Genomic DNA, 18151 nt, shown 5'->3' with positions numbered 1-18151 from the left:
GCCGAAGAGGTCTTACCGCTCCCATCCGGTCTCGATCTCCCCTCTCGATAACGCTAACGTAACGGGTCTAGTCCAAACTTGGGAGTCGGTTCACCGGTCCTTTGCCGGGCGGACGGACTGATTCCACTCACCCCGAGGAGCGTTGCCGACGTGAGAGTCATAGTGGTGGGAGGCGGCGTGGTCGGAACCATGCACGCCTGGCAGGCAGTGGAACGCGGCCACGAGGTCGTACAGATCGAGCGCGAGGCGGAGGCCCGCGGGGCCTCGCTGCGCAACTTCGGCCTGGTCTGGGTCGGCGGGCGTGCCCACGGCGAGGAGCTCGGTGCCGCCCTGCGCGCCCGGGAACTCTGGGAGGCCATCGCCGCCCGGGTCCCGGACCTCGGCTTCCGGGCGAGCGGTTCGCTGACCCCGGTGCGCACCGCGCGCGAGCGGGCCGTCGCCGAGGAGGCGCTGTCCCGGCCCGAGGCCGCGGCGCGCGGGCACCAGCTGCTCACCGCGGCCGAGACCCGGGCGCTCAACCCGGCCCTGCGCGGGGAGTTCACCGGCGCGCTGTACTGCGAGCGGGACGCGCAGGTCGAGCCGCGCACCGCCCAACTGGCCCTGCGCGCCGCGCTCGCCGGGTCCGGGCGCTACACCTTCCTGCCCGGCCGCGAGGTGCGCGAGGTCCTCGACCGGGGCGCGGTCCGCGACGACCACGGCGAGGTGCACCGCGGCGACCAGGTGGTGCTGTGCACCGGGGCCTGGCTCGGCGGTATGGTCCGCGAGCTGGCGCCGCAACTGCCGGTGCGCCGGGTGCGGTTGCAGATGATGCAGACCGCGCCGCTCGGCGAGACCCTGACCACCTCGGTCGCCGACGCCGACAGCTTCCGCTACTACCCGGCGTACGCGGGCGGCGCGCTCGACGCGCTCAACTCCGGGCAGCCGCAGCCCGAGGTGGCCGCCGCGCACAAGATGCAGCTCCTGATGGTGCAGCGCCGCGACGGCGGACTGACCCTCGGCGACACCCACGAGTACGCGCAGCCCTTCGGCTTCGACGTGGCCGAGGAGCCCTACGCGCATGTGCGGGAGGTCGCCGAGACACTGCTCGGCCGCCCGCTGCCGAGGATCGTCCGCCGCTGGGCCGGGGTGTACGCGCAGTGCACCGACACCACCCGCCTCGTCCACCGCGAGCAGGTCCGCGAGGCGGCCTGGCTGGTCACCGGCCCCGGCGGTCGCGGCATGACCTGCTCACCCGCCATCGCCGAACAGACCGCCGACGCACTCGGCTGGTGAGCCCGGTGACGAAGCCCCCGGCCCCCCGGGTCCGGGCGAAGCCCCCGGCACGGGCCGCAGCGAAGCCCCCGGCCCCGGACCGAGCGAAGCCTCCGGCACCGGACCCAGCTGAGCCCCTGGCACCGGACCGAGCGAAGCCCCTGGTATCGGACCCAGCGAAGCCCCCGGTGCAGGCCGCGGCGAAGCCCCCGGCCCCGCGCCCCTCCCCACCCCTGTCCGCGTCCCCCTCCCAACCTCTTCCCCCACCCCCCCCCCCCCCCCCCCCCCCCTCCCCCCCCCCCCCCCCCCCCCCCCCCCCCCCCCCCCCCCCCCCGCCCCCCGTGACCGACCCCCAGACCACCACGACCCCGGTACGTACGCGCCGCGAGGACGCCCGCCCGGCGTCCTTTGCGGAGGGCGCGCCCTCGGACATCCGCCTCGCCGTGCTCGACATGGCGGGCACCACCGTCGCCGACGGCGGCCTGGTGGAGCAGGCCTTCTCGGCCGCCGCCGCCCGCCTCGGGGTGGAGCCCGGCTCCGCCGACCACGCGGCCAAGCTCGCCCATGTCCGCGCCACCATGGGCGAGTCGAAGATCTCCGTCTTCCGGCACCTCTTCGGCGCCGAGGACCTGGCGCAGCGCGCGAACACCGCCTTCGAGGAGGCGTACGCGGAGCAGGTCGCCGCGGGGCGCATCGCCCCGCTGCCCGGCGCGCGGGAGGCCATCGAGCGCCTGCAGGAGTCCGGCCGCACCGTGGTGCTGACCACCGGCTTCGCCCGGCCGACCCAGGACGCGATCCTCGCCGCCCTCGGCTGGCGGGACCTGGTCGCGCTCACCCTCTGCCCGGCCGACGCCGGTGGCCGCGGCCGCCCCTGGCCGGACATGGTGCTCCAGGCCTTCCTGCGCACCGGCGCCGCGGACGGCGTGCACCAGATCGCCGTCGCCGGGGACACCTCGTACGACATGCTCAGCGGGCGCCGCGCCGGGGCCCCGGTCGTCGCGGGGGTGCTCACCGGGGCGCACGACGAGACGGCGCTGCGGAGTGCGGGCGCCAGTCATGTCCTCGGCTCGGTGGCCGAACTGCCCGCGCTGCTGGACCAGTTCGGGTCCCGGCCATGAGCGGCGGCATCCGCTTCGAGAACGTCTCGGTCGCCTACGGCGCCACCACCGTCCTCGACCGCTTCGACCTCGGTGTCGAGCCCGGGGAGGTCATGGCGCTGCTCGGCCCCTCGGGCTCGGGCAAGACGACGGCGCTGCGCACGGTCGCCGGGTTCACGCACCCGGCGGCCGGGAGGGTGCGGATCGGCGGCCGGGACGTCACCGGGCTGCCTCCGTACCGGCGGGGCATCGGCATGGTTGTCCAGCAGTACGCGCTCTTCCCGCACCTGCGCGTCGAGGAGAACGTCGCCTTCGGCCTGCGGGCCCGGCGGGCGCCCCGCCGGGAGATACCCGGCCGGGTCGCCGAGGCCCTGGAGCTGACCGGCATGGCCGCCTACGCCCGGCGCCACCCCCGGGAGCTCTCCGGCGGCCAGCAGCAGCGCGTCGCCCTCGCCCGCGCGCTCGCCATCCGCCCCGAGGTGCTCCTCCTGGACGAGCCGCTCTCCGCCCTCGACGCCCGGCTCCGCTCCGGCATGCTCGCCGAACTCGCCCGTCTGCACCGCGAGTTGCCGAAGATGTCGATGCTGTACGTGACCCACGACCAGGTCGAGGCGCTGACCCTGGCCGACCGGATCGCCGTCATGGACAAGGCCCGGCTGCGCGAGGTCGGCACCCCGCAGGAGCTGTACCGCAGGCCGCGCACCGAGTTCACCGCCTCCTTCGTGGGCGGCGCCAACCTGCTGCCGGTGACCGTCACCGAGGGCGGCGTCCTCCTCGGCACCACCCGACTCGCCGTGGAGCGCGGGGAGTTGGCCCCCGGGGTCGGCGCCACCCTGTGCCTGCGCCCGCATCTGATCGCCCTCGGCGAGGGCCCCAACTCCCTTGTCGGCACGGTCCGGGAGGTGCAGTGGCGGGGCGCCACCCACCGGCTGCACCTGGACCTCGGCGGCCGCACCCTCACCGCGGACCTGCGCGAGCTGCGCACCCCGCCCGCCCTCGGGGAGCGGATCACCGTGCACTTCGCCCCCGGCGACGCGGTACTGCTCCCCGCCGGGATCGGCGAGGACGCGGACCGCCGGGCGGCCCCCGGGACCGCGGCGCAGAGCGCCCTGACCGGAGCGGGGCGCACCGATGGCTGACCCCACTCTGCTCCCGGCGGCGCCCGCTCAACTGCCGTACCCGGCAGCCCGGTCGGGACCGCCTGGTGAGCCCGCCCGGCCGCGGCCCCCGACCCGCGGCCGTACCCGGGCGCTCTGGGCGCTGCCCCCGCTCGCCGCGCTCGGGCTGCTCTTCCTCTACCCGCTGTACCTCGTCGTGCGGCAGTCCTTCCAGCCCGAGGAGGGCGGCACCTCCCTCGCCCCGTACACCGGGGTCCTCGGCTCCGCGGCCTTCCGTGAGGCGCTGCTGACCACCGTCTGGCTGGCGCTCGCCGCCACCGCGGGCTGCCTGCTGCTCGGCTTCCTGCTCGCGCTGATCATCGCCTTTGTGCCGATGCCGGGCACCCGGGCGCTCGCCCGGTTCATCGACGTCTTCCTCTCCTTCCCCTCCTTCCTGGTCACCCTCGCCCTGGTCTTCGTCTACGGCACCGTCGGCATGGCCAACGGAGTGTGGATCGGGGCCACCGGCGCCGCCGAGGGCCCCTTCGCCTTCCTCACCACCCCCTGGGGCGTCCTCCTCGCGGAGATCACCTACTTCACGCCCTTCGTGGTACGCCCGCTGCTCGCCGCCTTCGCCCACCTGGAGACCGCGCAGCTGGAGGCGGCCTCCTCGCTGGGCGCCCGGCCGCTGCGGATCGTGCGCACGGTGATCCTGCCGGAGGCGCTGCCCGCGCTCGCGGCGGGCGGGGGACTGGTCCTCGTGATGTGCCTCAACGAGTTCGGCATCGTGCTCTTCACCGGCGCCAAGGGCGTCACCACCCTGCCGACCCTGGTCTACGGCAAGGCGATCCTGGAGTCCGACTACCCGGGCGCCTGCGTCGTCGCCGTCGTCAACATCGCACTCTCCGTGGGCCTCTACGCCCTCTACCGGGTGGTGAGCCGCCGTGCTGGTGCATAGCCGCAAGGGCAGATGGGCGCTGTGGGCGCTCTTCCTCGCCCTCTTCCTGCCGCTCTTCGCGCTGCCGCTCAGCGTGATCCTCGCGGCCTCCTTCGCCACCCACTGGTCCGGCGCCCTGCCCTCGGGCCTGACCACCGCCAACTACCAGGCGGCCACCCGCGGTTCCTCCCTCCAGGCGCTCGGCACCAGCCTGGCCACCGCCCTCGGCGCCGGCCTGCTCGCCCTGCTCCTCGGCGGCTGGTCGGCCCTGTCCGCACACGCGCTCGGCGGGCGCCGGCGCCGCCTGATGGACGCGCTGTTCGTGCTGCCGCTCGCGGTGCCCTCGGTCGTCGTCGGGCTCGCCGTCCTGGTCGCCTACTCGCAGCCGCCGCTGCTGCTCAACGGCACCCCCTGGATCGTCGTCCTCGCCCACACCGTCCTGGTCACCGCCTTCGCCCACCAGTCGGTCACCGCCGCGCTCGGCCGCCTCGACCCCGCCTACGAGCAGGCCGCCGCCTCGCTCGGCGCCCGGCCCTGGTACGTCCTGCTGCGGGTCCGGCTGCCGCTGCTCCTGCCCTCCCTGAACGCGGCGGCCGGGCTCTGCTTCGCCCTGTCCATGGGGGAGTTGAGCGCCACGATGATGCTCTACCCGCCCGGCTGGGTGCCGCTGCCGGTGCAGATCTACACCGCCACCGACCGGGGCGCCCTGTTCACCGGCTCCGCCCTGGCCGTCGTCCTGATGGCGACCACACTCGCCGTGCTCTTCGCCCTCTCCCGCCTCCGCAACCGCGCCTCCTACCGCTGACGTCCACCGCGGACGCCAACTCCCCTTCCGCGCGGGTGCGTTCGCCCGCCGCTCCCACCCCGTACTCAGGAGACACCCCTGCCATGTCCACTCCGCCCACCCTGCCCCGTACCCTCAAGTCCCTTGTGGCCGCCGGTGGTTGCCTTGTCCTCGCGGTGACGGCCACCGCCTGCGACGCGGGCTCCGCCGCCTCCGACGAGAAGGCCGTCACCGTGTACAGCGCCGACGGACTCAAGGGGGAGAAGGGCGACGGCTGGTACGACCGGGTCTTCGAGGACTTCACGAAGCAGACCGGCATCAAGGTCGACTACGTGGAGGGCGGCTCCGGCGAGATGGTCCAGCGCGCCGTCCGCGAGAAGCGCAACACCCAGGCGGACGTCCTGGTCACCCTGCCGCCCTTCATCCAACAGGCCGAGGAGAAAGGCCTGCTGACGGGATATCAGCCGAAGGATGCCGCCCAACTCACCGGCGCCCCGAAGGGATCCGGGAAGAAGTGGACCCCGGTGGTGAACAACTACTTCGGCTTCGTCTACAACAAGAGGCGGCTGAAGACCGCGCCCCGGACCTGGGAGGAACTCCTCGGCGCCCGCTACAAGAACCGGCTCCAGTACTCCACCCCCGGCATCGCGGGCGACGGAACCGCCGTACTGATCAAGGCGATCCACGACTTCGGCGGCAAGAAGGCCGCCCTGGACTACCTGGGCCGCCTGCAGAAGAACAACGTCGGCCCGTCCTCCTCCACCAGCAAGCTCGCGCCCAAGGTCGACAAGGGCGAACTCCTCGTCGCCAACGGCGATGTGCAGATGAACCACGCCCAGTCCGCGAGCCTGCCCCACCTCGGCATCTGGTTCCCGGCCCGGCAGGGCGGCCGCCCCACCACCTTCGCGCTCCCCTACGCGGCGGGCCTGGTCGAGGGCGCCCCGCACCCCGGCAACGGCCGCAGGCTCCTCGACTTCCTGCTCGGCAAGCGGGCCCAGGAGCAGGTCAGCGCCATCGGCCGCGGCTTCACCGTACGCCGCGATGTGCACCCCACCGACGAGAACGCCCGCGCCCTGAAGTCCGTGATGGAGGGCGTCGAGGTCTTCACCCCCGACTGGGCCGACATCGCCGGGAACCTCACGGACCACGTCGACGACTGGAAGGCGGCGACGGGCAGTTGAGACGAGCGGTCGGGACGGGCGGTGGAGACGGGCGATGGGGGGCCCGGCACCCCTGCCCTCCGGAATCTCTTTACCGTCCGGTGCTGTAAAGCCCGGCCGCGCATCCGCGATTATCTCCAATGCATAACAGGTATGGACCAAGACCCTCCGCGGCGCCCGCCGCCGGAGGCCGCGGCCCGGCCGCCCGGCACGGCAGCCCGGCCGCCCGGACACCCCCCACCGGAGGACCCCCATGTCACGCCTCTCCCGCCGCTCCCTGCTGCTCGGCGCCGCCGCGCTCGCCGCCGCCGGAGCGGGCCCGCTCGCCTCGGTGGCCCGCGGCGCCGCCCGCAGACCGAAGGTGCTCGCCCTCGGCATCGACGGCGCCCTGCTCACCCGTATCGAGGACGCCCGGGCCCCGCGACTCCAGCAGCTGATGACGGAGGGCCTGACCGCCCGCAGCAGCATCTACGCCGAGCCGCTCGCGCCCACCCTCTCCGGACCGGGCTGGGCCACCGTCCTGACCGGGGTGTGGCCCGACAAGCACCGCGTCCGGGACAACGAGTTCACCGGCAACGCCTTCGACCGCTACCCCGACTTCCTCACCCGCGTCGAGCAGGCGCGGCCCGAGCTGAAGACCCTCGCCGTCTGCTCCTGGAACCCGCTCACCGACACCGTGATCTCCCCGGCCGTCGACACCCGCGTCTCCACCCCGGAGGAGGAGTACGACGAGGGCACCACCCGGCGCGCGGTGGCCGAGCTGACCGACGGCGACCCGGACGCCGTCTTCGTCCACCTCGACAACGTCGACCACGCGGGACACAGCACCGGCGCCGCGAGCCAGGAGTACCTGGACGCCATCGCGGGCGTGGACGCCCAGGTCGGCCGCATCCTCGACGCGGTCGGCGCCCGTGGCAGCCACGGCGAGGAGGACTGGCTGATCCTCGTCACCGCCGACCACGGCCACACCGACCCCGGCGGCCACGGCGGCTCCTCCTGGGCCGAACGGCAGACCTTCCTGCTCGCGGTGGGCGGCGGCGCCGAGCCCGGTGCGGTCCGGCACGACATCCGGATGCCCGACCTCGCGGCCGGCGCCCTCGCCCACCTCGGTATCGCCCTCGACCCCGCCTGGGACCTCGACGGCCGCCCCTTCCAGGAGCCCGCCCCCGACGACTTCGAGAGCCTGCGCGAGAAGCTGGAGACCGCGGTCGACGAGAGCGGCCTCGGCGAGACCCTGGGCTTCACCCACACCCCGCCGAAGGGCTGGTCGGTCGACAACTCCGCGATGGGCGGCGGCGGAATCACCGAGTGGCGCGGCTGGACCTTCACCACCGACGAGTTCTGGACCCGGGCCGCCCCCGACCAGGAGCGCGAGTCCAACCTCCGCTCCCGCGGCGTCTTCGCGGTGGCCGACGGCGACGAGTGGTCCGACGCCGGGACCGACGGCACCTTCGACTCCACCCTGGTCAGCCCCGCGTACCCGGTCTCCGGCGGCGCGGCCACCCTCACGTACACCACCTTCTACCGCCAGGAGGGCGAGCAGCGCGGCGAGGTCTCCGTCTCCTGGGACGGCGGCGCGCCGCAGGTCCTCACCACCTACACCGAGGACGTCCCCTCCCGCGTCGAACACCTCGACCTGGACGTCCCCTCCGGCGCCCGCGAGGCCACCGTGCGCTTCCGCTACCGCGGGGGCGACAACTGGTTCTGGGCGCTCGACGGGGTCCGGCTGACCAGCGGCTGATTAAGGTGGGGGCGTCGGCACGGTGTGGTGGCGGCGCCCCCAGCACGGCACTTTCTCGGTTCGGTTCGGCGTACGGCAGGAGACCCGCACGATGTCACACCGCAGGCCCATCGATTCCTGGCTCACCGACATGGACGGGGTCCTCATCCACGAGGGCGTGCCCATCCCGGGAGCCGAGGCCTTCATCAAGCGGCTCCGCGAATCCGGCAAGCCCTTCCTGGTCCTCACCAACAACTCCATCTACACCGCCCGCGACCTGCACGCCCGCCTGAAGCGGATGGGCCTGGACGTCCCGGTCGAGAACATCTGGACCTCCGCCCTCGCCACCGCCAAGTTCCTCGACGACCAGCGCCCCGGCGGCACCGCGTACGTCATAGGGGAGGCGGGCATGACCACCGCCCTGCACGACATCGGGTACGTCCTCACCGACGCCGACCCGGACTACGTGGTACTCGGCGAGACCCGTACGTACTCCTTCGAGGCGATGACCAAGGCGGTACGGCTGATCAACGCGGGCGCCCGCTTCATCTGCACCAACCCCGACGAGACCGGCCCCTCCACCGAGGGCCCGCTGCCCGCGACGGGCTCGGTGGCGGCGCTCATCACCAAGGCCACCGGCAAGGAGCCCTACTTCGCGGGCAAGCCGAACCCGCTGATGATGCGCACCGGCCTGAACGCGATCGGCGCCCACTCCGAGTCCAGCGCGATGATCGGCGACCGGATGGACACCGACGTCCTGGCCGGTCTGGAGGCGGGCATGGAGACCTTCCTCGTCCTGACCGGCCTCACCGCCGAGGCCGACATCGAGAAGTACCCCTTCCGGCCGTCCACCGTGGTGCGCTCGATCGCCGATCTGGTGGATCTGGTCTGAGGCGGGGGCGGGGCCGAGGTCGGGGTCGGGGGCGGGGGCGGGGCTGCCTTCGGAGTCGTGGCCGGAGCCGGGGTGTTCCGGCCGCCGCCGACCGGGGTGTTCCCGGCTGAGAGGTGGCCCGGCCGCCCGGTCGGCGCCGGGCCCGTGGCTACGCTGCGTAGCGCTCCGGATGCGAAGTGCCTCCGCGGAGGTGAACCTGCCGTAGTAGGAGGTTCACGATGCACATAGCTCTGCTCCCTCTGAGCGCCGCCGCCGCGGGCGCCGTCCTGATGGCGGCACCCGCGGGCGCCGTCCAGGGGCCGCCGCCATCCGCGGGGGACGGGGTGGTGCGGGTCGCGCCCGCGGTCGTCGACCGCGGCGGCAGTGTCGCGCTCACCGTCACCGGCTGCCCGGGCCGCACCGGCCGGGCCTACTCCCCGGCCTTCGCCGCCCCCGCCGAACTCGCCGCCGCCCCGGGCGCCCCGCTCCGCGCCGAGGCCCGGATACGGCCCACCGCCACCCTCGGCCTGCACGAGGTGCGGATCGCCTGCGCGACCACCGGCAGCCCGGTGGACCCGGACGGCGCCGCCCGGGCCGACCGGGGGCTGCTCACCACCTTCCGGGTGCTCGACGAGGGGGCGGGCGACCGGGCGCGCACGGGAGACCTGGCGCCCTCGCAGAGCGGCGCGGACGACGGCGCCCAGGGCGCCCGCCACGCGGCACACCCCGCGAGCTCGGCGCCCGGCGAGCAGCAGAGGCGGGCGCCCGGCGAGAAGCAGGGAGCGGCCCACGGCGAGAAGCAGACGTCGGCCACTGGCGAGGAGCAGACGTCGGCCCCCGCCGAGCAGCAGGGAGCGGCGGCCCCCGAGGCGACAGGCGCGGCCCCTTCCGCCTCGCCCGGGCCGCGGCCCCCCGGCGCCGCCGCCCCGGAGATGGCCGCCCAGCCCGAACTCGCGGGCCCCGGCACCCGGCACACCGTCACCGGCCTCGCCCTCGCCTCGGTGGCCGCGGTCGCGATGGCGGTACGGAGCACCCGCCGCCGAGCCGCGCGGACCGGCGGAAAACCGCGTGGCTGACGGGAGTTGAGGGGCGGGCGGACCACCGGGCGGACCACCGGGGGAGAACGCGGGGGAACGGGGGAGTGGTGAAGGCCCCGACACCCGGCCCCGGAATCGGGGACGGGCACCGGGGCCGGGTGCGCGATGCGGGCGCCGGTCAGGCCGTGGCGGTCTCCCGCCGCGGCTCGGCGGCGGTGGCAGGGCGGGACGCGGCACGCAGGCCGAGAGCGCCGAAGACCGCGCCGAAGACGGCCCAGAGGAGGGCCTGGGTGCCGATCGACAGGACGCGGAAGTCCCAGAGCAGGGTGGCCTCGACCGGTACCGCGTCCGGGTTGTCCGGGAGCAGGAAGAGCACCGCGAGGACGGCGATCACGGTGGCGGCCACGGCGGTGTGGCGTACCGGGACGGGCCGTTCGGCGAGCTTCACCGCGACCTGCCAGGCGAGCAGCAGGCCGAGGACGCCGATCGCGACCGCGCCGAGCCACATCTCCTGGCGGTCGGTGACCGTGGCGGAGTCGCCGACGCCGGGCGGGTTGGCCGGGTAGCGCAGGGCGGGCAGCAGGGCGACCGCGAGGAAGGCGGCGGCGGCGAAGACCAGGGCGCGCGGCCAGGGGTTCGCCAGGGGCGTGCGCCGGTGGATCAGGGCGTAGGCGAGGGCGAAGAACACGCCGAGGGCGATGCCCGCGACGACCGCCGTGACCACCAGGCCGAAGTGCTGGGTGGAGCGGGAGAAGAGTTCCTCGTGGTGCTGGGCCGCGGCGGCGGCGTGCTCGTGCGCGTGCTCCTTCGCCGCGCGCGCCTCCTCCTCGCGGATGGCGCGGTCCATCAGCGGTTCCGCCGCGAACAGCGAGAAGAGACCGGCCGCGAGACCGGCGGCGGCGCCCGCGACGACGCCGCGTCCGAGCAGGGGTATCAGGGGTGTGGACATGGTTCTGTGCGCTCCGGGATCAGTACGCGGGGGTGGTCGTACGTGGTGCTCGGGGGTGTCGTCACAGTCCGGTGCGGGCCCGTGGGCGCCGAGCGGGACTGTGACGACACTCTCTAGTGGCAGGGAGCGCCGAAGAGGTGGCGGCCGTCGTGGGCGAACTCGTGCAGGTAGCTGCCGGTCGCGGAGACCAGGGTGCCCTGGTCGAGGAAGACGGCGTACAGGGCGATCAGGGAGACGATCGCCGCGGCCGCCGCGATCGCCCAGTCGCGGGCGCTGAGGGTGGCGTCGGCCGCCGATGCGGTGTGCGATGCGGTGTGCAAGGACATACCGGTGGACCTCCTTCTTGGGGTTTCCACGCCCCATGGCAGGAGGACGACGGGTCAGTTCCTGACTCCCGCGCGGCGGCGGCCGGCGGTAACAGTGGCGGGACCGTCCCGGATTCGCACCGGGTTCCTGGCTTCCGTCGCCTCGATGTATGGATTTGTCGTCCGGAGAGTCCCAGCAGTTCGGTGAACCTGTCAACCAGACAGGTCACTTCTGCGTCCGCCCTCGGACACTCCCGCGCGCCCGCCGCCCCGCCCCGATCGCAAGCCGCCGACCTGGGGTGTACGGACGCTGTGCGGTGAGGGAGGTGTGCCACGATGGGACGCCAGTGAGCCCACCGAGGGGGAGTGGATGTACGGCAGCACACCGATCTGCCGGGCCGCGGACCGCGGCACCGTGAGCAAGCGCACAACCGCCCCCGCCCGTACGGGGCTTCGGGCCGCGGCGCTCGGCGCGGCGGCCGCGCTGCTGCTCGCCGGCTGCTCCTCCTCCGACGACGGCGGCGGCGAGGAGTCCGCGCCGGTGCGTCAGCAGCCCAAGGCCGCCGACCCGTTCTGGGTGAATCCGGACGGCAAGGCCGCGGCGCAGGCGGCCGGTTACCGGGGTGACGGGCAGGACGAGGAGGCCGGTCTCCTCCGCCGGATCGCCGAGCAGCCCGCCGCCGAGTGGATCGGCCAGGAGAACGCCGAGCAGCAGGCGCGCGGTTTCACCGAGGCCGCCGCCAAGGCCGACCGCAGGGCCCTGCTCGTCCTCTACAACATCCCGCACCGCGACTGCGGCAACTACTCGGGCGGCGGCGCCGCGGACGGCGACGCCTACCGCGGCTGGGTCGAGCAGGTCGCGGGGGGCATCGGGGACCGCCCCGCCACCGTGGTCCTCGAACCCGACGCCGTACTGCACCTGGTGGACGGCTGCACCCCCGGCGAATTCCACGAGGAGCGCTTCGACCTGCTCAAGGGCGCCGTCGAGCGCCTGGGCGCGCTCAAGGACACCGAGGTCTACCTCGACGCGGGCAACGCGGGCTGGGGCAAGCCCGATCAGCTCTTCGAGCCGCTGAAGCGGGCGGGCGTGGAGCAGGCGGACGGCTTCGCGGTCAACGTCTCGAACTTCTACGGCACCGCCCAGTCCGTCGCCTACGGCAAGCAGCTCTCCGCGAAGCTCGGCGGCAAGCCCTTCGTCGTCGACACCAGCCGCAACGGCAACGGCCCTTACACCGGCGGCGATCCGAAGGAGCGCTGGTGCAACCCGCCCGGCCGCGCCCTCGGTGAGCCCCCCACCGTCAAGACGGGCGACCCCCTGGTCAAGGCCTACCTCTGGGTCAAGCGCCCGGGCGAGTCCGACGGCACCTGCAAGGGCGGCCCCAAGGCGGGCGAGTGGTGGCCGCAGTACGCGCTGGGGCTGGCGAAGGGCGCGAAGTAGCGCGCAGCCGAGGAGAGTTGGGAACCGCCCGCCGGACCGCTGGAGGACCGGCGGGCGTCCTGTTCCCCGGGAAGCCGTCGCGCGCGCCCGCGGCGCTGCTCCCCGGGGGCGGCTGCCTACGGCACCTTCACCCACTGCGCCTTCGACGGTGTGCCCTTGCCGTCCGTCACGAAGAGCATGTACCAGCCGGAGGGGACCAGATCGCGGTTCTTCGGGACCGTGACGGTGACCTGGTCGCCCTCGGTCTGCATGTCCAGGGCGACGGAGCGCTGGTCCACGTCGGTGACATGGGTGGAGGCGCTCGGCCGGATCAGGCGGGCGTTCTTCAGCGCGGCGGCGGTCGGTGAGGTGAAGGTCGCCGAGTCGCCGCGCTCCACGGTCTTCGGGCCGCCGCTGAGCGTGGGGCGCGAGTCGCGGTAGAGGTAGGGCGGGGTGTAGATCTCGATGCGCTGCTCGAAGGTGCCGGGCTTGCTGCCCGCCTTGTCCGCGTAGAGCGAGTCGGAGCCGAAGAACATCACCCGGCCGTCCGGCAGCAGCAGCGAGCCCGAGTGGTAGTTGCGGCCCACCTCGGGGTCGGCGACCCGGTCGAAGGTGCGGGACTTCGGGTCGTAGAGCCGCGCCTGGTGGATGTTGGAGTCGCCGCGCCCGCGGTAGTCCTCGGAGCCGCCGGAGACCAGGACCGTGTCGTCGGGCAGTACGGAGGCCTGCGGGTAGCGGGTGCCCTTCTCCAGCTCGGGGCCGTCGGTGAACTTCGGTGACGCGTCCAGGAGATCGACGATCCGGGTCTTCCTGCTGGACTTCTCGGACTCGCCGACCCCGCCGCCGCCGATCACCATGTACCGCTCGTCCTGCGCGGGCGGCAGCAGCACCGTATTGGAGGTCTCCAACTGGTCCGCGTCGCTCAGCCCGGGGATCTTGCGGAACTTATTGGTCTTCAGATCCCAGAGGCCCGGGTCGCGGCCGACGTCGTCCGGTCCGTACCCGGCGTTCGAACCGGAGTAGAAGAGCTTGCTGTCCCGGGTGAGGAAGACCGCGGGATAGGTCGGGAACTGGCGCAGGCCCTTGGTGTACGACCACTTCCTCGTCTTCGGGTCGAAGACCTCGTTCTTGCCGGGCACCAGCTGGCCGATCTCGTCGAGTCCGGAGAGGCTGAGCACCTTTCCGTCCGAGAGCGTGGTCAGCGTCGGATACCAGCGGGCCTCGTTCATCGGGTCGACCTTGATGTACTTCTCGGCCCGCGGGTCGAATTCGTAGGCGTCCCGGATTCCCTGGAAGTCCTTCTTGTCCAGGGCGAGTTTCTGCGCGATGCCGTACACATTGCGCGCGTCGGAACCGGTGAGGCCCTGCACCCGGTAGTTGTCCTGGGTGCCGGTCTCGTACTTCGTGCCGCTGCGCTGCGCCTCCACGTAGACGCGGCCGAGGCCGGGGTCGTTGCGCTCGAACTCCCCGGTCTCCTCGTCGAAGACCTTCTTCGCGCGCTCGATGACGACGGGGTCCTTGGAGACGAAGGTCTTGCCGTTGGTCCGGCCCGAGAAACGGGTTCCGGCGGGCAGCGTCATCGGCTTGTCGGGGTCCTCGTTGTGGACGATCATCAGGCCGCCCGCCTTGGTGACATCGCCCTTCAGCTTCTCGTAGCGCTGGGTGCCGCCCGCGATGAGGAGATTGCCGTTCGGCAGCTGGGTGTGGCCGGTGCAGAAGAGGTCGACCGGGGTGGGGATGCTCTTGATCGTCCGCTTCTCCGGGTCCCAGAGCCGGGTCTCGAACTTCTTCGCGTCGAAGTTCTTCTGGTTGTTCCCGCTGCCCGCGACGAGCAGGATCTTCCCGGTGTGCAGGAGCGCCGCGTGAATGGTGTTCAGCCGGTATTCCTCGGGAAAGTCGATGACATCCCAGTGGCCGTTGTCGGCCTTGTACTCCGGCTTGTTGATCGTGTAGTCGTGGTACTCCTCCGAGACGAACCGGTACGCCGCCGGTCCGTTCATTCCGGCGAGCGCGACGACGACCGCCGAGACGATCGCGATGCGGCGTATGCGGCGGCTGCGGGAGCGGTCTTTCACGTGAACCCCGTGATACTCGAGATGTGCGCGTACTTCGTGTCAGGCGTGGCCGCTCACTCGGGGTGCCGCGGCAGGCGCATGGTCTGGTCGGCCCCGTCCTGCGCCGGGAACTCCCGGGTACGGGACTCCTGGCGCGGCACCCGCGGCGGATAGCCGTAGCCGGGCCGGACCGCGGCGCCGGGGGCCCGGGCGCCGGGCGCCGCGTCCCGGAAGAGGGCGTCGTACTCGGCGGGCAGCGGGCGTTCGGGCGCCTCGGCGGGCCCCGCGGATCGGGCCGCGTAGGCGGGCGCGTACTGCTGCGGGAGCTGCTCGTACGGCGGTGTGAACGGGCCGTCGTCCTGCGGGACTCGACCGGTCTCCCGGGGCGGCTGCCGGTCGGCGGCGGCCGGGCCGGGGCGCCCGGGCTCCGGGGCGGCGGGCGCGGGCCGGGGCGGCGGGGGAGTGCTGGAGCGGCGGCTGTGCGCGCCGCGCCGGGCGCGCCCGCGGCGCTCCTTCCGCAGCGCCGAGCGCCAGGCGAAGATCGGCGCCGCCGTGATCAGCAGCGCGAAGGTGGCCCAGGTGAGCATCGCCGGGTGCGAGTGCCCGAAGAAGAAGGAGGCCACCATCGAGGAGGCGAAGACGAGGATGAAGAACAGATGGATGCGGAAGGTGCCGAACAGCGTGTCCGGGCTCGCCGAATCGCCCTTCGGGGTCACCACGAACTTGCTCTTGCGGCGCAGCACCGCGTCCATCAGGGAACGCGCGTAAATCGGGGCGGACAGCGCGGACATCACCATTCCGGCGACACCGCCGCTGCCCTCCGGCTCGTGCGGCGAGACATTGTGGCGGCGGTTCCACACGTACAGCCCGATCTGCAGGGCCGAGGCGTTTCCGTAGAGCATCAGCCAGATCGAGGGGTCGATGTTCACACCGGAGGCGCCGAGGCCGAGGAAGAGGGCGCAACTCAGGCCCGCGAGAATCCAGTTGAGCGCGGACATCGGGTAGAAGATGACCATCATCGTGTAGTTGAAGAAGCGGCCCGGCGGCAGTGTGAAGGGCGCCTTCCAGAACTGCTTCAGAATGGTCTCGTAGGTCCCCCGGGACCAGCGCAGCTGCTGGGTGAAGAAGTCGGTCCACGCGTTCGGGCCCTCACCGACCGCGAGCACGTCGGGGGTGTACACGGACTTCCATTTGCGGCCGGTCGCCGGGTTCTTGTGACGGTGCATCTCGAAGCCCGTCGCCATGTCCTCGGTGATGGAGTCGTACAGCCCGCCGATCTGCTTCAGGGCCGATATGCGTACGGCGTTGGAGGTGCCGACGAACATCGGTGAGCCGTAGCGGTTGCCCGCCCGCTGGATCAGCGCGTGGAAGAGGAACTGCTGCGATTCGGCGGCCTTGGTGACGAAGGTGTCGTAATTGCCGTACACCTGCGGGCCGATGACGAATCCGACGTCCGGGTCGCGGAAGAAGCCGAGCATCCGCTCCAGGTAGTTCGGCAGCGGCACATGGTCGGTGTCGACCGAGGCGAAGTAGTCGTAGTCCCCGCCGTGCGCCTGGAGCCAGGCGTTGTAGTTGCCGTGCTTGGTCTTGGCGCGGTGCGGGCCCTTGGCCTGGTTCCACTCGGCGACGCCCTTGCGGGTGAAGTGGTGCACGCCCAGGCGGCGGCAGACCTCCTTCACCGCGGGATCGTCGCCCTCGTCCAGCAGCCAGACATGCATCAGGCCGCGGTGGCGGATCCGCACCGCGGCCTCCAGCGTTTTCGTCACCATCTCCAGCGGCTCCTTGCCGGGCACGAAGGAGGTGAGGAAGGCGACCCGGGTCCCCGACTCGGGGACCACGGGTATCGGGTCCCGGGCGACGAGGGTGGCGTGCGCGTTGGAGAGGACGTTCATGCAGCGGAAGAACTCGATCAGGCCGATCGAGACGAGCATGACGATGTCGAGCGCGGGCAGGAAGTCGTAGGCCGGGTAGTCGCGTTCGGTCCAGTGGGTGGGCTGGAGCAGCCAGCCGAGCAGGACCAGCGAGAGCAGCGGAGCCGCGCCGAGCATGAGCGCGGCGCGGATTTTGTGCGGTTCCTGTGAGAGGAGCGAGCGGTACCGCACCGTATACGGCTTGTTCGGGTCAGGCTGGTGCAGAGGGCCCGCGAGGCGGCTGTAGTGCTCGTAGTCGTAGCGCGGGAGTTCCTTCTTCAGACGCCGAAGACCCGCCGTGCGCAGGCCGGGAAGCCTCAGCTGCGTCGTCTGCGCGGGGTCATCGGACACGGGTCGGCCGCCGTCCGGCGTCGACGTCATCAGTCATCCCCCCGCGCGCAGGATTGCGCAGTCGTTGTTCTCGAGTGTCCGTACCGGTCCCCCTGGCCGCGCCGGTACCGCACGGCCACCCGTCACCTTAGACAGCGGACGGCTTCCGTACGGTTGCATCAAGCCCCCCGCGGTCGGCGGACCCGGGTCTTTCGTCCGGATCGGGAACCGCACGCGGAACGGGCGGCTCCGGGGCCATGATCCCCGGACAGGTTTCTACGCCCACCCGCTTGATCGCAAGAGCGGAACAAGCTGTTTACCGGGTCGGCCCGCCGCCGCCCGGTGGCTCAGACCTCGCGGGCCGCGAGCGAGGTGCCGCCGACCGCCACCGGATCGCGGGGCGACTCGCGGGCGTGCACGTCCTCGCCCTCCGCGCCCCCTGCCGCCGGCTGCCCGGACCGGGGCGGGCCGAGCCGGGTCCGCAGATGGCCGAAGTGGTCCCGGATGGCCCGCTCCGCGCGCAGCACGTCCCCCGAGCGCACCGCGTCGAGGATGTCCCGGTGCCGTCGGCAGGTGGTGCGCGGGTCCTGCGGTACGTCGACCAGGTCGCGCTGCACCCGGTGGAAGGCGTCCCAGAAGGCTTCGAGCAGCTCGCTGAGCAGGGGGTTGCGCAGCCCGCGGTAGAGGGCGGCGTGGAAGTCCCGGTCGGTCTGGGCGAGTTCGAGCTCCGCGCCCGCCTCGGCCATCGCGTCCATCCGGTCGACCAGGGCCTCCAGCTCGGCGAGGTCCTCCTCCGGCAGCCGGCAGGCGTGCTGGGCGACCAGCCCGGTCTCCACCGCCTCCCGCAGTTCGAGGAGCTGGCGCAGGCTGTCCTCGCCCCGGTAGTGCCCGGCGACGGTGCGGAAGGCGAGGCCCTCGATCATCGGCGCCATCGACATCTGGCCGACATAGGTGCCGAAGCCGTGCCGTATGTCGACCAGGCCCATGGCCTGAAGCGCCTTGAGCGCCTCGCGGACCGAGTTGCGGCTCACCCCGAGCAGCTTCATCAGCTCGGGCTCGGTGGGCAGCGGGGCACCCGAGGGCAGCCGCTGGTCGATGATGAGCTTCTTGATCCGCTCCTGGATGTCGCGCGCCATGGGCCAAAGGTATCCGCACCGTGTTCGAAGGGAACCCCTGAAGCCCGTACGAGACCCTTCACCGGGGCACTACGCGAACAGGCCCCCCGTCTGCAC

15 protein-coding genes and 1 riboswitch are annotated in these 18151 nt (G+C 72.8%); of the genes, 10 read left to right on the top strand and 5 right to left on the bottom strand.

Annotated features, from left to right (window positions below):
* Positions 1–150 precede the first annotated feature (150 nt).
* The 9 genes from MID12_RS10110 (at position 151) to MID12_RS10070 (ending at position 9993) form a co-directional block, all read left to right on the top strand.
* Positions 151–1272, top strand: coding sequence for a TIGR03364 family FAD-dependent oxidoreductase (locus MID12_RS10110; protein ID WP_263166296.1), 1122 nt, complete (start codon positions 151–153; stop codon positions 1270–1272).
* Between the two features lie 410 nt (positions 1273–1682).
* Positions 1683–2369, top strand: a complete 687-nt coding sequence (locus MID12_RS10105; protein WP_263173041.1) for a phosphonatase-like hydrolase — start codon at positions 1683–1685, stop codon at positions 2367–2369.
* Complete coding sequence (locus MID12_RS10100; protein ID WP_263166294.1) at positions 2366–3487, top strand: ABC transporter ATP-binding protein; 1122 nt, start codon at positions 2366–2368, stop codon at positions 3485–3487. Before MID12_RS10105 ends, MID12_RS10100 begins: the two co-directional genes overlap by 4 nt.
* On the top strand, positions 3480–4403 hold the full coding sequence (locus tag MID12_RS10095) for a 2-aminoethylphosphonate ABC transporter permease subunit (RefSeq protein WP_263166292.1): 924 nt from the start codon (positions 3480–3482) through the stop codon (positions 4401–4403). The genes MID12_RS10100 and MID12_RS10095 overlap by 8 nt, the downstream gene beginning before the upstream one ends.
* Positions 4390–5187, top strand: coding sequence for an ABC transporter permease subunit (locus tag MID12_RS10090; protein ID WP_263166290.1), 798 nt, complete (start codon positions 4390–4392; stop codon positions 5185–5187). The genes MID12_RS10095 and MID12_RS10090 overlap by 14 nt, the downstream gene beginning before the upstream one ends.
* An 83-nt stretch (positions 5188–5270) precedes the next feature.
* Positions 5271–6347, top strand: coding sequence for a 2-aminoethylphosphonate ABC transporter substrate-binding protein (locus MID12_RS10085; protein WP_263166289.1), 1077 nt, complete (start codon positions 5271–5273; stop codon positions 6345–6347).
* Positions 6348–6579: 232 nt separating this feature from the next.
* Positions 6580–8067, top strand: coding sequence for an alkaline phosphatase family protein (locus MID12_RS10080; RefSeq protein WP_263166287.1), 1488 nt, complete (start codon positions 6580–6582; stop codon positions 8065–8067).
* Between the two features lie 91 nt (positions 8068–8158).
* Positions 8159–8938 carry an HAD-IIA family hydrolase gene (locus MID12_RS10075; RefSeq protein WP_040249071.1) on the top strand — a complete coding sequence of 260 codons (780 nt, stop codon included), beginning with the start codon at positions 8159–8161 and terminating at the stop codon, positions 8936–8938.
* A 218-nt stretch (positions 8939–9156) separates the two neighbouring features.
* Positions 9157–9993 carry a hypothetical protein gene (locus tag MID12_RS10070; protein ID WP_263166284.1) on the top strand — a complete coding sequence of 279 codons (837 nt, stop codon included), beginning with the start codon at positions 9157–9159 and terminating at the stop codon, positions 9991–9993.
* Positions 9994–10132: 139 nt separating this feature from the next.
* On the opposite strand, the gene MID12_RS10065 is transcribed toward MID12_RS10070, so the two are convergent.
* Both MID12_RS10065 and MID12_RS10060 read right to left on the bottom strand, forming a co-directional pair.
* The gene (locus tag MID12_RS10065) at positions 10133–10903 is read right to left on the bottom strand and encodes a CbtA family protein (RefSeq protein ID WP_040249067.1); all 771 of its coding nucleotides are present in this window, start codon (positions 10901–10903) and stop codon (positions 10133–10135) included.
* A gap of 113 nt (positions 10904–11016) precedes the next feature.
* Positions 11017–11229: a CbtB domain-containing protein gene (locus MID12_RS10060; protein ID WP_040249063.1), complete on the bottom strand. Its 213-nt coding sequence runs from the start codon at positions 11227–11229 to the stop codon at positions 11017–11019.
* Positions 11230–11263: 34 nt separating this feature from the next.
* Positions 11264–11421, bottom strand: a riboswitch (cobalamin riboswitch).
* 157 nt (positions 11422–11578) lie between these two features.
* Here MID12_RS10060 and MID12_RS10055 point away from each other — a divergent pair.
* Positions 11579–12646, top strand: a complete 1068-nt coding sequence (locus MID12_RS10055) for a glycoside hydrolase family 6 protein (RefSeq protein ID WP_411577052.1) — start codon at positions 11579–11581, stop codon at positions 12644–12646.
* 116 nt (positions 12647–12762) lie between these two features.
* On the opposite strand, the gene MID12_RS10050 is transcribed toward MID12_RS10055, so the two are convergent.
* The 3 genes from MID12_RS10050 to MID12_RS10040 form a co-directional block, all read right to left on the bottom strand.
* Positions 12763–14700 (bottom strand): kelch motif-containing protein, encoded by a 1938-nt coding sequence (locus tag MID12_RS10050; protein WP_263166278.1) that lies wholly within the window; start codon positions 14698–14700, stop codon positions 12763–12765.
* Positions 14701–14753: 53 nt separating this feature from the next.
* On the bottom strand, positions 14754–16970 hold the full coding sequence (locus MID12_RS10045; RefSeq protein WP_263166277.1) for a cellulose synthase catalytic subunit: 2217 nt from the start codon (positions 16968–16970) through the stop codon (positions 14754–14756).
* A gap of 296 nt (positions 16971–17266) precedes the next feature.
* Positions 17267–18055: a FadR/GntR family transcriptional regulator gene (locus MID12_RS10040; protein WP_078844869.1), complete on the bottom strand. Its 789-nt coding sequence runs from the start codon at positions 18053–18055 to the stop codon at positions 17267–17269.
* Positions 18056–18151: the final 96 nt, after the last annotated feature.

The organism is Streptomyces sp. SCSIO ZS0520 (assembly GCF_025643355.1).
Lineage (GTDB): Bacteria > Actinomycetota > Actinomycetes > Streptomycetales > Streptomycetaceae > Streptomyces > Streptomyces physcomitrii.
Note: the sequence above shows the minus strand (reverse complement) of the source record. Positions and strands in the feature narration are given on the sequence as shown.